The following is a 12,120-nucleotide window of genomic DNA, read 5'->3' as shown; positions in this document are numbered from 1 at the left end:
GATATAATTAATTGCTATTGCTCGGTTAATTGAACCGAGCATTTTCTGAAAAGAAAGGAATATATCGTGGCTAAAGAAAAATTTGAACGTAATAAACCGCATGTCAACGTTGGTACTATTGGACACGTCGATCATGGTAAAACAACGCTAACAGCTGCTATCTCGTCAGTCTTAACTAAGACTTACGGTGGTGAAGTTAAAGATTTCGCACAGATCGATAACGCTCCTGAAGAGCGTGAGCGCGGTATTACAATTAATACTTCTCACATCGAATATGACACACCTGCACGTCACTACGCACACGTAGATTGTCCTGGTCACGCCGATTATGTTAAAAACATGATTACTGGTGCTGCTCAAATGGACGGCGCGATTCTAGTAGTTGCTTCTACAGATGGTCCAATGCCACAAACACGTGAGCACATCCTGCTTTCACGTCAGGTTGGCGTACCATTCATCATCGTATTCATGAACAAGTGTGACATGGTAGATGACGAAGAGCTTCTTGAGCTTGTAGAGATGGAAGTTCGTGAACTTCTTTCTGAATATGACTTCCCAGGTGATGACTTACCAGTTATCCAAGGTTCTGCGCTTAAAGCCCTTGAAGGCGAGCCAGAGTGGGAAGCTAAGATCCTTGAGCTTGCTGAAGCTCTAGATACTTATATTCCAGAGCCAGAGCGTGCAATTGATGGTGCATTCATTCTTCCAATCGAAGATGTTTTCTCAATCTCAGGCCGTGGTACAGTAGTAACTGGTCGTGTAGAGCGCGGTATCATCAAAGTTGGTGAAGAAGTAGAAATTATTGGTATCCGTGATACTACTAAGACTACTTGTACTGGTGTTGAAATGTTCCGTAAGCTTCTTGACGAAGGTCGTGCTGGCGAGAACTGTGGTGTTCTTCTACGTGGTACTAAGCGTGAAGATGTTGAACGTGGTCAGGTTCTTGCTGCTCCTGGTTCAATCACTCCACACACAACATTCAAGTCAGAAATCTACGTTCTGTCAAAAGAAGAAGGCGGACGTCACACTCCATTCTTCAAAGGCTATCGTCCACAGTTCTACTTCCGTACTACGGATGTGACTGGTACTATCGAATTGCCAGAAGGCGTAGAGATGGTAATGCCTGGTGATAACGTTGCTATGACAGTAACGCTTATCTGCCCAATCGCGATGGACGAAGGTTTACGCTTCGCTATCCGTGAAGGTGGCCGTACAGTTGGTGCTGGTGTTGTAGCTGAGATTGTTGCTTAATAGCGACGAATCTTAACTCGATATCAAAAAAAGGCAGCTTAGGCTGCCTTTTTTATTTGCTCGAGAAAAGTTATTGAGGCTAGTAATCTCGATCTGGCTCGGTATAATAGCGGCCACTTTGTTGGAACCTGTCTATTTGACGGTATTTCAAACAGTGGGGTTGATCTGAGAGCAAATATCAGTATAATACCCCCTCGCCTTAACCATTAGGCGAATGAAATTAGTCTACCCTTGAGGTTGACGTAAAAAAAACAGCGGCTCCGATTGTGAGTCGAACGGTTAAATCATCTCGCTCTGCTTTTCCAAATGGAAGAAGCTAGAGGGTGATTTTTTATGTGTACATTTTAGGAGCTCTGGTCAATGCAGAACCAAAGAATCCGTATCCGCTTAAAAGGATTTGATCATCGTTTGATTGATCAGTCTACTGCGGAAATCGTTGAAACTGCTAAGCGTACAGGCGCACAGGTTCGTGGTCCAATTCCACTACCTACGCGTAAAGAACGTTATACCATTTTGACTTCTCCACACGTTAATAAAGATGCGCGTGATCAGTACGAACTTCGTACTCACAAGCGTCTTGTTGATATCGTTGAGCCGACTGAAAAGACTGTAGACGCACTTATGCGTTTAGATCTTGCAGCGGGTGTTGACGTTCAAATTAGCTTGGGTTAATTGAGCTTAAAAGAGGTTTGAGAGATGGCTATCGGTCTTATCGGTCGTAAAGTAGGTATGACACGTATCTTCAATGAAGATGGCGCGTCGGTACCTGTAACAGTAATTGAAATTGCTGCTAACCGTGTAACCCAAGTGAGAACTTTGGCTACAGACGGTTACCGCGCACTTCAAGTAACTACTGGTACCAAAAAAGCTAATCGCATCACTAAACCAGAAGCAGGTCACTTTGCTAAGGCAGGCGTTGAAGCCGGTCGTGGTTTATGGGAAATGCGTTTGGCAGATGATGAAGGTGAAGGCATTGAAGTTGGTGCTGAGCTTAATGTAGATATTTTCGCTGAAATTGCGAAAGTAGATGTAACTGGTCAATCAAAAGGTAAAGGTTTCCAAGGCGGTATTAAGCGTTGGAACTTCCATGCCCAAGATATGACACATGGTAACTCTTTGGCTCATAGATCTAACGGTTCTATTGGTCAAAACCAGACACCTGGTCGCGTTTTCAAAGGTAAGAAAATGTCAGGCCACATGGGTGCAGAGCGTGTTACTACGCAGAATCTAGACGTTATTCGTGTAGATGCTGAGCGTAACTTGCTACTGGTTAAGGGTGCAGTTCCAGGCGCTACTAATGGCGACCTGATCATCAAACCAGCTGTTAAAGCTTAAGGTCTGAGGAGATAGTAATGGAATTGGTATTGAAAGACGCACAGAGTGCTCTTGAAGTTTCCGAAACTACCTTCGGCCGTGACTTTAATGAAGCACTGGTTCATCAGGTAGTTGTAGCTTACGCTGCAAACGCGCGTCAGGGCACTCGTGCTCAAAAGACTCGCGCAGAAGTAGTTGGCTCTGGCAAGAAGCCATGGCGCCAAAAAGGTACTGGCCGTGCACGTGCCGGTACTGTTAAAGGCCCAATCTGGCGTGGCGGTGGCGTAACATTCGCTGCTAAACCACAAGATCACAGCCAAAAAGTTAACAAGAAGATGTACCGCGGAGCGCTGAAAAGCATATTCTCTGAATTGGTACGTCAAGACCGTCTTATCGTTGTTGAGTCGTTTAGTGTTGATGCTCCTAAAACTAAAGAGCTGAAAGCTAAACTTGCTGAAATGCAACTAGAAGACGTGTTGATTGTTACTCCAGAAGTTGACGAGAACTTGTTCTTAGCTGCTCGTAACTTGTACAAAGTTGATGTTCGTGATGTTGCTGGTATTGATCCAGTTAGCCTTATCGCATTCAACAAAGTACTCGTAACTGCTGAAGCTATTAAGCAAATCGAGGAGATGCTGGGATGATAAGCGAAGAACGTTTGTTGAAAGTTATTCTTGCTCCACATGTATCTGAAAAGAGCACTGTGAATGCAGAGAAAAACAATACAGTTGTTTTCCGTGTAGCTATCGATGCCACTAAAGCTGAAGTTAAAGCTGCAGTAGCACAGCTATTCGAAGTTGAAGTCGATTCAGTTCGCACTTTAGTTAACAAAGGTAAAACTAAGCGTCACGGTGCCCGTACAGGCCGTCGTAGCGATTGGAAAAAAGCCTATGTTACTCTAGCTGAAGGTGCTGACATCGATTTCGTCGGCGGCGCTGAATAAGCAAAGGAGAATTATCATGGCAGTTATTAAGTGTAAGCCAACCTCTCCAGGTCGTCGCCACGTAGTTAAAGTGGTGAACAGCGATTTGCATAAAGGTAAACCTTTTGCAGGCCTGTTGGCGAAAAAATCAAAAAGTGGTGGCCGTAACAATACTGGTCGTATCACTGTCCGCCACATTGGTGGTGGTCATAAGCAACATTATCGTCTAATCGACTTTAAGCGTAATAAAGATAGCATCCCTGCGAAGGTTGAGCGTTTGGAATATGATCCAAACCGCACAGCAAACATCGCATTGGTACTTTACGCTGACGGTGAGCGTCGTTACATCATTGCCGCTAAAGGCATGAAAGCTGGTGATTCAATCCAGTCTGGTATCGATGCAGAGATTAAGACCGGTAACGCAATGCCTCTACGTAATATCCCTGTGGGTAGCGTAGTGCACGCAGTCGAAATGAAGCCTGGTAAAGGTGCTCAAATCGCGCGTTCTGCTGGTGCTTATGTACAAGTTATTGCTCGTGATGGCGCATACGCCACTCTACGTCTTCGCTCTGGCGAAATGCGTAAAGTGCCGGTTGATTGCCGTGCGACATTAGGTGAAGTTGGAAACGCCGAGCACATGCTACGCCAGTTAGGTAAAGCAGGTGCTAAACGCTGGAGAGGCGTACGCCCGACAGTTCGTGGTGTTGCAATGAACCCAGTAGATCACCCACATGGTGGTGGTGAAGGCCGTACTTCTGGTGGCCGTCACCCTGTTTCACCTTGGGGTACTCCAGCTAAGGGTTATAAGACTCGTAGTAACAAACGCACCGACAAGTACATTGTACGTCGTCGCAATAAAAAGTAAGAGGATTCGCCATGCCACGTTCTCTCAAGAAAGGTCCATTCATTGACCTACACTTGCTGAAGAAGGTAGAGAAAGCGATGGAAGCGGGAGATAAAAAACCAATTAAGACTTGGTCTCGCCGCTCTATGATCATCCCTAACATGATTGGGTTGACCATCGCTGTCCATAATGGTCGTCAGCACGTACCTGTGTTCGTAACTGACGAAATGATCGGCCACAAGCTTGGTGAATTTTCACCAACACGCACTTATCGCGGCCATGCTGCAGATAAGAAAGCGAAGAAGCGATAATACGGGAGGAATAAGATGGAAGTTTTAGCTAAACATCGTTTTGCCCGTACGTCGCCTCAAAAGTGTCGTTTGGTTGCAGATCAAATCCGTGGACTGCCTGTTGCTAAGGCTCTCGAAATTCTAACTTTCAGCCCTAAGAAAGCTGCCGTACTTGTTAAAAAAGTACTGGACTCTGCAATCGCTAATGCTGAGCACAATGAAGGTGCTGACATTGACGAATTGAGAGTTGGAGCGATAATGATCGATGAAGGTCCAACTATGAAGCGTATCATGCCACGTGCCAAAGGCCGTGCTGATCGCATAATCAAGCGTACCAGCCACATTACTGTGGTTGTATCAGATCGCTAGGAGTTAGCAATGGGACAGAAAGTACATCCTAATGGTATCCGTCTGGGTATCACTAAGCCTTGGATCTCGACATGGTACGCTGACAAGTCAGACTATGCCAATAACTTGAGTAGTGACTGGGAAGTGCGTAAGTTTCTTGAAAAGAAACTTAAGCAAGCATCAGTTTCTAAGATTGTTATCGAGCGTCCAGCTAAAAGTGTTCGTGTTACTATCCACACAGCCCGTCCAGGTGTTGTGATTGGTAAGAAAGGCGAAGATGTTGAAAAGCTACGCAATGCAGTTGCTAAATTGACTGGTATTCCAGCTCAAATCAACATTGCTGAGATCCGTAAGCCTGAGCTAGATGCTAAGCTTGTTGCCGATGGCATCGCTTCGCAGCTAGAGCGTCGTGTTATGTTCCGTCGTGCTATGAAGCGCGCAGTTCAAAACGCAATGCGTCTTGGCGCAAAGGGTATCAAAGTTGAAGTTAGCGGCCGTCTAGGCGGCGCTGAGATTGCGCGTTCGGAATGGTATCGTGAAGGTCGTGTACCTTTGCATACTCTTCGTGCTGATATCGACTATTCTACTTCTGAGAGTCACACTCAATACGGTGTGATTGGCGTTAAAGTTTGGGTCTTCAAAGGTGAAGTTCTAGACGGTATCGTTCCTCAGCATGAAGAGCCGAAACAGCAGCCGAAGCGTAAGCCTCGCGGTAAATAGGAGAGCTGGCAATGCTGCAACCAAAAAGAACAAAGTTCCGCAAAATGTTCAAAGGCCGTAACCGCGGTCTAGCGAACGGCACTGAAGTTAGCTTCGGTGAATTCGGTTTGAAAGCTGTTGGACGTGGTCGTCTAACTGCTCGTCAAATCGAAGCTGCGCGTCGTGCTATGACACGTCATATTAAACGTCAAGGTCAAATCTGGATCCGCGTTTTCCCTGATAAGCCAATTACCTCTAAGCCTCTTGAAGTGCGTATGGGTAAAGGTAAGGGTAACGTTGAATACTGGGTTGCCCAGATTCAACCAGGTAAGGTTCTTTATGAGATGAATGGTGTATCAGAGGAGTTAGCTCGTGAAGCTTTCACCCTTGCTGCTGCCAAGTTACCTCTGAAGACTACCTTCGTAACTAAGACGGTGATGTAATGAAAGCGAGCGAACTAACAGAAAAGAGCGTTGAAGAATTGAACGCTGAACTGCTTGGTCTGCTGCGTGAGCAGTTTAATCTGCGTATGCAACACGCCACTGGTCAGTTGACTCAGACTCATCAGCTTAAAATCGTGCGTCGCAACATTGCGCGCGTTAAGACCATTATTACTTCTAAGGCGGGTGCATAATGTCTGATAATATCCGTACTTTGCAGGGTCGAGTACTTAGCAACAAGATGGACAAGTCTATCACTGTAGCTATTGAGCGTAAGGTTAAGCATCCTTTATACGGGAAGTTCCTTAAGCGTACTACCAAGATCCACGCACATGACGAACAAAATCAGTGTAATGCTGGCGATGTCGTGACTATTCGCGAATGCCGTCCGCTGTCTAAGACTAAGTCTTGGACGCTGGTTGAAGTAGTAACAAAAGCCTAGGTTTATTAGGCATTTAGTTAAACGGCTCCAGTTGTTGGAGCCGTTTGTATTTTTAGTACTATCTATTCCTATAATTGGGTGTTACACTTGCGCGCCATTTTTGACTAAATTAAAGTCGAAAATCGGGCAAAAAATATACCCCCTTTGTGGGATTGTGAAGTAACGATAGCGGAGCACTTAAAATGATCCAAATGCAATCGACTCTAGAAGTCGCCTGTAACAGTGGCGCTCGAAGAGTTCAGTGTATTAAGGTCTTGGGTGGCTCTCATCGTCGTTATGCCGGAATCGGCGACGTCATCAAGGTTTCTGTAAAGGAAGCTATTCCTCGCGGTAAAGCGAAGAAAGGTGATGTATATAACGCGGTGGTAGTCCGTACTAAGAAAGGCGTACGTCGTCCAGACGGTTCTGTCATTCGCTTCGATCGGAACGCAGCGGTTTTGCTTAATGCAAACCTTGCACCGATTGGTACTCGTATCTTTGGACCAGTGACACGTGAATTGCGTACAGAGCAATTTATGAAAATTGTCTCGCTGGCACCAGAAGTACTGTAAGGAGCTTCAAAATGGCAGCAAAAATACGTCGTCAAGACGAAGTAATTGTACTAGCTGGTAAAGACCAGGGGAAACGCGGTAAGGTTTCTCAGGTTCTTACTACTGGTAAATTAATTGTAGAAGGTCTTAACCTTGTCAAGAAACACCAAAAGCCAAACCCACAATTGGGCGTAGCTGGCGGTATTGTTGAGCAAGAAGCACCGATACAAGCATCAAACGTAGCGATTTTTAACTCTGCCACTGGCAAAGCTGATCGCGTTGGTTTCCGATTTGAAGACGGCAAAAAAGTCCGTTTCTTTAAGTCGAACAGTGAACTCGTTAAGTAATTGGAGTAAACGATGGCGAAACTGCATGATAAATATAAAGAGACTGTTAGTCCTGGACTTGTAACCAAGTTTGGTTTTACCAGTGTCATGCAAGTCCCTCGGATTGAAAAGATCACCCTTAATATGGGTGTAGGCGAAGCAGTAGCAGATAAGAAAGTTATGGAGCATGCGCTTCGTGACATGACTGCTATCGCTGGTCAGAAGCCAGTAGTGACTGTAGCTCGTAAGTCAGTTGCTGGTTTTAAAATCCGTGAAGGCTACCCAATAGGCTGTAAGGTTACACTGCGCGGTGAGCGTATGTGGGAATTCTTAGAGCGTTTAGTTGATATCGCAATCCCGCGTATTCGCGACTTCCGTGGTATGAGTGTTAAATCATTCGACGGTCGTGGTAACTACGCAATGGGTGTACGTGAGCAAATCATCTTTCCAGAGATCGAATACGATAAAATCGATAAGATCCGCGGCATGGATATTGTAATCACTACTTCTGCGAAGAATGACGAAGAAGGCCGAGCTTTGCTCGAAGGCTTTAACTTCCCATTCAAGAAATAAGGGTAGCGTAATGGCAAAAAGTTCAATGAAAGCACGTGAAGCAAAACGTGCCAAGCTCGTAGCTAAGTTCGCTGAAAAGCGTCTAGCTCTTAAAGCTATCATTAGCAGCTCAACTAGTTCTGATGAAGAACGTTGGGATGCCGTACTTAAGTTACAAGCTCTACCACGTGACTCTAGCGCAGCGCGTCAGCGCAATCGCTGTAGTCAAACTGGTCGCCCACATGGTTTCCTACGTAAATTCGGCCTTAGCCGTATTAAATTACGTGAAGCAACTATGCGCGGTGAAGTTCCTGGCCTACGAAAAGCCAGCTGGTAAGCACTTGTCACGGAGTAAGCTAATATGAGCATGCAAGATCCTATTGCGGATATGTTAACACGTATTCGTAACGGCCAAGCTGCTAAACACGTATCTGTGAAGATGCCTTCTGCTAAGCTAAAAATCGCTATTGCGAAAATGCTAAAAGAAGAAGGTTATATCACTGACTACGCCGTAGCAGATGAAGCCAAGCCTGAATTGGAAATTACGCTTAAGTATTTCCAAGGTCAGCCAGTCGTTGAGACTATCCAGCGCGTTAGCCGTCCTGGTCTTCGTATTTACAAAAGTAAAAACGAACTTCCAAAGGTTATGGGCGGACTGGGTGTCGCTATCGTGTCCACTTCTAAAGGTTTGATGACTGATCGTACTGCCCGCCAAAATGGCATGGGCGGGGAAGTTATCTGCTACGTAGCATAAGGAGCTAGCAATGTCTCGTGTCGCAAAAGCACCAGTCGCTATTCCTGCAGGCGTAGAAGTGACTTTAAACGAACAAACTATCACCGTAAAAGGTACTAAAGGTAGTTTGACTCGAGTAATAAACGCTGACGTTTCTGTTGTTGTTGAAGACAATGAAATTAAGTGTAGCCCAATTGAAGGCGTGAAAACTGCCGCTCAAGCGGGTACAGCTCGAGCTTTAATCAACAATATGGTTGTTGGTGTTACTGCTGGTTTTGAAAAGAAACTTCAGTTAATTGGTGTCGGTTACCGTGCGAAAATCGCTGGTAAAGGCGTTGATTTAACTTTAGGTTTTTCTCACCCACTAGTACATGAACTTCCTGACGGCGTAACAGCAGAATGTCCTAGCCAAACTGAAATCGTACTTAAGGGTACTGATAAGCAGTTAATTGGTCAGGTTGCTGCTGAGATTCGCGGCTACCGTCCACCAGAGCCTTATAAGGGCAAAGGTGTTCGTTATGCTGATGAACAAGTACGCCGTAAAGAGGCTAAGAAGAAGTAGGTAACGCGATATGGATAAGAAAACATCTCGCTTACGCCGCGCACTACGCGCCCGTAAGAAGATCCAAGAGCTGGGCGTTAATCGTCTGGTTGTACATCGTACACCACGTCACACTTACGCTCAGGTCATTAGCCCTGAAAACGTAGTGTTGGCGGCAGCTTCTACTGCTGAAAAAGCGGTATCAGAGCAGCTAAAGTACACAGGTAACGTAGATGCAGCTAAAGTAGTGGGTAAAACCGTTGCTGAACGCGCCATCGAAAAAGGCGTAGCCGTAGTTGCATTCGATCGTTCCGGCTTCAAGTATCACGGACGCGTTGCTGCATTAGCAGATGCCGCTCGTGAAGCTGGCCTCAAGTTCTAAGGAATGATGAAAAATGGCTAAATTTGAAGCTCAACAAAAAGACGATCTGCAAGAGAAGTTAGTTGCAGTTAATCGTGTTTCTAAAGTAGTTAAAGGCGGACGTATCTTTAGCTTCACTGCACTAACTGTAGTCGGTGATGGTAATGGTAAAGTTGGCTTTGGCTATGGTAAAGCGCGTGAAGTACCAGCAGCAATTCAGAAAGCGATGGAAAAGGCTCGACGCAACATCGTAACTGTTGAATTGAACAACGGTACTTTACACCACCCTGTAAAGGGTCGTCATACTGGTTCTCGTGTTTACATGCAGCCAGCCTCTGACGGTACCGGTATTATTGCCGGTGGCGCAATGCGTGCCGTATTGGAAGTAGCAGGCGTTCATAACGTTCTGTCTAAAGCATACGGTTCTACTAACCCGATTAACATCGTTCGCGCAACTGTAGATGCGTTGGTGCACATGAAGTCACCATCACAAATTGCAGCTAAGCGTGGCCTGAATGTTAAAGAAATTCGAGGTTAAGCACCATGGCTACTAAAACAATTAAAGTAACTCAGACTAAGAGTTCAATTGGACGTTTGCCTAAGCATCGTGCAACTTTGACTGGTCTAGGTCTACGCCGTATTAATCACACTGTTGAAGTAGAAGATACTCCTTCTGTTCGCGGTATGATTAACAAGGTTTACTACATGGTTTCGGTGGAGGAAGTATAAGATGCGTCTAAATACTCTATCACCTGCTGCAGGTGCTAAATCAGCAGCTAAGCGTGTAGGTCGCGGTATCGGTTCAGGCCTAGGTAAAACTGCAGGTCGCGGTCACAAAGGTCAGAAGTCTCGTTCTGGCGGCGGTGTCCGTGTCGGTTTCGAAGGTGGTCAAATGCCACTTAAGATCCGTCTACCTAAATTCGGTTTTACCTCGCGTCGAGCGTTGGTATCAGCAGAAGTTCGCATTAGCGAACTAGCTAAAGTTAACGGTGATGTTATCGACCTAAATGCGCTGAAAGATGCGAATCTAGTTACTCGCAACATACAGTTTGCTAAAATCGTTCTTTCAGGTACCATTGAGCGCCCTGTGACCGTTAAAGGTCTAAAGGTAACCAAAGGTGCACGTGCAGCTATTGAAGCTGCCGGTGGCAAGATCGAGGAATAATACGTCGATGGCAAAACCAGGACTTGATTTAAAAAGCGCGAAGGGCGGTTTATCTGAACTGAAAACCCGTCTGTTGTTCGTGATTGGTGCAATTATCGTCTTTAGAGCCGGTTCGTTTGTACCAATTCCTGGTATTGACGCTGCTGTACTAGCAGAGCTGTTTAATCAGCAAAAGGGTACCATCTTAGGCATGTTTAACATGTTCTCTGGTGGCGCCCTTGAACGTGCCTCTATTTTTGCATTAGGTATCATGCCGTATATTTCGGCATCGATTATCATGCAGTTATTGACTGTCGTTCATCCTGCTCTCGCTGAACTTAAAAAGGAAGGCGAGTCAGGGCGAAAGAAGATCAGCCAATACACTAGATACGGCACGTTGGTTCTGGGTACATTCCAGGCAATCGGTATCGCAACAGGTCTTCCGAACTTAGTTCCAGGTTTAGTAGTAAACCTAGGATTCGGATTCTACTTTGTAGCGGTTGTGAGCTTAGTGACAGGAACAATGTTCCTAATGTGGCTAGGTGAGCAAATTACCGAAAGAGGCATTGGTAATGGTATCTCGATATTAATTTTCGCAGGTATTGTTGCAGGTCTACCATCTGCTATCGGCCAAACGGCTGAGCAAGCGCGTCAAGGCGACATAAGTGTACTAGTATTGTTGTTGCTGGCAGTAATCGTTTTTGCTGTCACATATTTTGTGGTATTTGTAGAGCGTGGGCAACGTCGTATTGTTGTCAACTATGCTAAACGTCAGCAGGGCCGTAAGGTCTTTGCAGCGCAAAGCACACATCTACCGCTTAAGATAAATATGGCTGGTGTTATACCGCCTATTTTTGCGTCCAGCATCATTTTGTTTCCAGGCACACTGGCTCAGTGGTTTGGTCAAAATGAGTCCATGTCATGGTTAAGTGATTTTTCACTTGCTGTGTCACCGGGACAACCGCTGTACTCATTGTTATATGCAACAGCGATTATCTTTTTCTGTTTCTTCTATACTGCGTTGGTATTTAACCCTCGCGAAACAGCTGATAACTTGAAGAAGAGTGGTGCGTTTATTCCCGGGATTCGTCCTGGAGAACAGACTTCGCGTTACATAGATAAAGTAATGACCCGCCTAACATTAGCTGGCGCGTTATATATTACCTTTATCTGCTTAATTCCGGAGTTCATGTTAATTGCGTGGCAAGTACAGTTCTATTTTGGCGGTACTTCACTACTAATTATGGTAGTCGTAATCATGGACTTCATGGCTCAAGTTCAGACCCATATGATGTCTCATCAGTATGAGTCTGTAATGAAGAAAGCTAACTTGGTAAACAAAGCGAATTTAGATCGCTTTGGTCGCTAAGCTAGTAATCTCGG

At 45.4% G+C, this 12,120-nt stretch carries 23 protein-coding genes; all 23 read left to right on the top strand.

What is annotated here, in order from left to right:
* Positions 1–66 precede the first annotated feature (66 nt).
* The 23 genes from tuf to secY all read left to right on the top strand — a co-directional run bounded on the left by tuf (position 67) and on the right by secY (position 12,106).
* Positions 67–1,251 carry an elongation factor Tu gene (tuf, locus tag JK628_RS22180; RefSeq protein WP_202287037.1) on the top strand — a complete coding sequence of 395 codons (1,185 nt, stop codon included), beginning with the start codon at positions 67–69 and terminating at the stop codon, positions 1,249–1,251.
* 360 nt (positions 1,252–1,611) lie between these two features.
* The gene (gene rpsJ / locus JK628_RS22175) at positions 1,612–1,923 is read left to right on the top strand and encodes a 30S ribosomal protein S10 (RefSeq protein WP_005503530.1); all 312 of its coding nucleotides are present in this window, start codon (positions 1,612–1,614) and stop codon (positions 1,921–1,923) included.
* Between the two features lie 24 nt (positions 1,924–1,947).
* Positions 1,948–2,586, top strand: a complete 639-nt coding sequence (gene rplC / locus JK628_RS22170) for a 50S ribosomal protein L3 (RefSeq protein WP_202287036.1) — start codon at positions 1,948–1,950, stop codon at positions 2,584–2,586.
* 17 nt (positions 2,587–2,603) lie between these two features.
* Positions 2,604–3,209: a 50S ribosomal protein L4 gene (gene rplD / locus JK628_RS22165; RefSeq protein ID WP_202287035.1), complete on the top strand. Its 606-nt coding sequence runs from the start codon at positions 2,604–2,606 to the stop codon at positions 3,207–3,209.
* On the top strand, positions 3,206–3,508 hold the full coding sequence (gene rplW, locus JK628_RS22160; RefSeq protein WP_202287034.1) for a 50S ribosomal protein L23: 303 nt from the start codon (positions 3,206–3,208) through the stop codon (positions 3,506–3,508). The genes rplD and rplW overlap by 4 nt, the downstream gene beginning before the upstream one ends.
* A 16-nt stretch (positions 3,509–3,524) precedes the next feature.
* Complete coding sequence (rplB, locus tag JK628_RS22155) at positions 3,525–4,352, top strand: 50S ribosomal protein L2 (protein ID WP_202287033.1); 828 nt, start codon at positions 3,525–3,527, stop codon at positions 4,350–4,352.
* 11 nt (positions 4,353–4,363) lie between these two features.
* Complete coding sequence (gene rpsS / locus JK628_RS22150; RefSeq protein ID WP_006083596.1) at positions 4,364–4,642, top strand: 30S ribosomal protein S19; 279 nt, start codon at positions 4,364–4,366, stop codon at positions 4,640–4,642.
* Positions 4,643–4,657: 15 nt separating this feature from the next.
* The gene (gene rplV, locus JK628_RS22145) at positions 4,658–4,990 is read left to right on the top strand and encodes a 50S ribosomal protein L22 (protein WP_012144645.1); all 333 of its coding nucleotides are present in this window, start codon (positions 4,658–4,660) and stop codon (positions 4,988–4,990) included.
* 9 nt (positions 4,991–4,999) lie between these two features.
* The gene (gene rpsC, locus JK628_RS22140; protein ID WP_202287032.1) at positions 5,000–5,689 is read left to right on the top strand and encodes a 30S ribosomal protein S3; all 690 of its coding nucleotides are present in this window, start codon (positions 5,000–5,002) and stop codon (positions 5,687–5,689) included.
* Positions 5,690–5,700: 11 nt separating this feature from the next.
* Positions 5,701–6,111, top strand: coding sequence for a 50S ribosomal protein L16 (rplP, locus tag JK628_RS22135; protein WP_202287031.1), 411 nt, complete (start codon positions 5,701–5,703; stop codon positions 6,109–6,111).
* Positions 6,111–6,302, top strand: coding sequence for a 50S ribosomal protein L29 (gene rpmC, locus JK628_RS22130; RefSeq protein ID WP_012144642.1), 192 nt, complete (start codon positions 6,111–6,113; stop codon positions 6,300–6,302). The genes rplP and rpmC overlap by 1 nt, the downstream gene beginning before the upstream one ends.
* A complete protein-coding gene (rpsQ, locus tag JK628_RS22125) occupies positions 6,302–6,550 on the top strand; it encodes a 30S ribosomal protein S17 (RefSeq protein ID WP_202287030.1) in 249 nt (82 codons plus the stop codon). Before rpmC ends, rpsQ begins: the two co-directional genes overlap by 1 nt.
* Positions 6,551–6,732: 182 nt before the next feature.
* Positions 6,733–7,101, top strand: a complete 369-nt coding sequence (gene rplN / locus JK628_RS22120; protein WP_011863976.1) for a 50S ribosomal protein L14 — start codon at positions 6,733–6,735, stop codon at positions 7,099–7,101.
* Between the two features lie 11 nt (positions 7,102–7,112).
* Positions 7,113–7,427 (top strand): 50S ribosomal protein L24, encoded by a 315-nt coding sequence (gene rplX / locus JK628_RS22115; protein ID WP_202287029.1) that lies wholly within the window; start codon positions 7,113–7,115, stop codon positions 7,425–7,427.
* 12 nt (positions 7,428–7,439) lie between these two features.
* Positions 7,440–7,979, top strand: a complete 540-nt coding sequence (gene rplE, locus JK628_RS22110) for a 50S ribosomal protein L5 (RefSeq protein ID WP_202287028.1) — start codon at positions 7,440–7,442, stop codon at positions 7,977–7,979.
* Between the two features lie 10 nt (positions 7,980–7,989).
* A complete protein-coding gene (gene rpsN, locus JK628_RS22105; RefSeq protein ID WP_202287027.1) occupies positions 7,990–8,295 on the top strand; it encodes a 30S ribosomal protein S14 in 306 nt (101 codons plus the stop codon).
* Between the two features lie 24 nt (positions 8,296–8,319).
* Positions 8,320–8,712, top strand: coding sequence for a 30S ribosomal protein S8 (gene rpsH, locus JK628_RS22100; protein WP_101088996.1), 393 nt, complete (start codon positions 8,320–8,322; stop codon positions 8,710–8,712).
* Between the two features lie 10 nt (positions 8,713–8,722).
* A complete protein-coding gene (rplF, locus tag JK628_RS22095) occupies positions 8,723–9,253 on the top strand; it encodes a 50S ribosomal protein L6 (protein WP_202287026.1) in 531 nt (176 codons plus the stop codon).
* A gap of 10 nt (positions 9,254–9,263) precedes the next feature.
* Entirely contained in the window at positions 9,264–9,614 is a 351-nt protein-coding gene (rplR, locus tag JK628_RS22090; RefSeq protein ID WP_202287025.1) for a 50S ribosomal protein L18, read from the top strand.
* Between the two features lie 13 nt (positions 9,615–9,627).
* Complete coding sequence (gene rpsE, locus JK628_RS22085) at positions 9,628–10,131, top strand: 30S ribosomal protein S5 (RefSeq protein WP_142873464.1); 504 nt, start codon at positions 9,628–9,630, stop codon at positions 10,129–10,131.
* Positions 10,132–10,136: 5 nt separating this feature from the next.
* A complete protein-coding gene (rpmD, locus tag JK628_RS22080) occupies positions 10,137–10,322 on the top strand; it encodes a 50S ribosomal protein L30 (protein ID WP_173292921.1) in 186 nt (61 codons plus the stop codon).
* Between the two features lies 1 nt (position 10,323).
* Positions 10,324–10,758, top strand: coding sequence for a 50S ribosomal protein L15 (gene rplO / locus JK628_RS22075; protein ID WP_020912154.1), 435 nt, complete (start codon positions 10,324–10,326; stop codon positions 10,756–10,758).
* Positions 10,759–10,765: 7 nt separating this feature from the next.
* Complete coding sequence (gene secY, locus JK628_RS22070; RefSeq protein WP_020912155.1) at positions 10,766–12,106, top strand: preprotein translocase subunit SecY; 1,341 nt, start codon at positions 10,766–10,768, stop codon at positions 12,104–12,106.
* Positions 12,107–12,120: the final 14 nt, after the last annotated feature.

Source organism: Shewanella sp. KX20019, assembly GCF_016757755.1.
Classification (GTDB): Bacteria; Pseudomonadota; Gammaproteobacteria; order Enterobacterales; family Shewanellaceae; genus Shewanella.
This window is presented reverse-complemented; position numbering and strand designations above follow the sequence as displayed.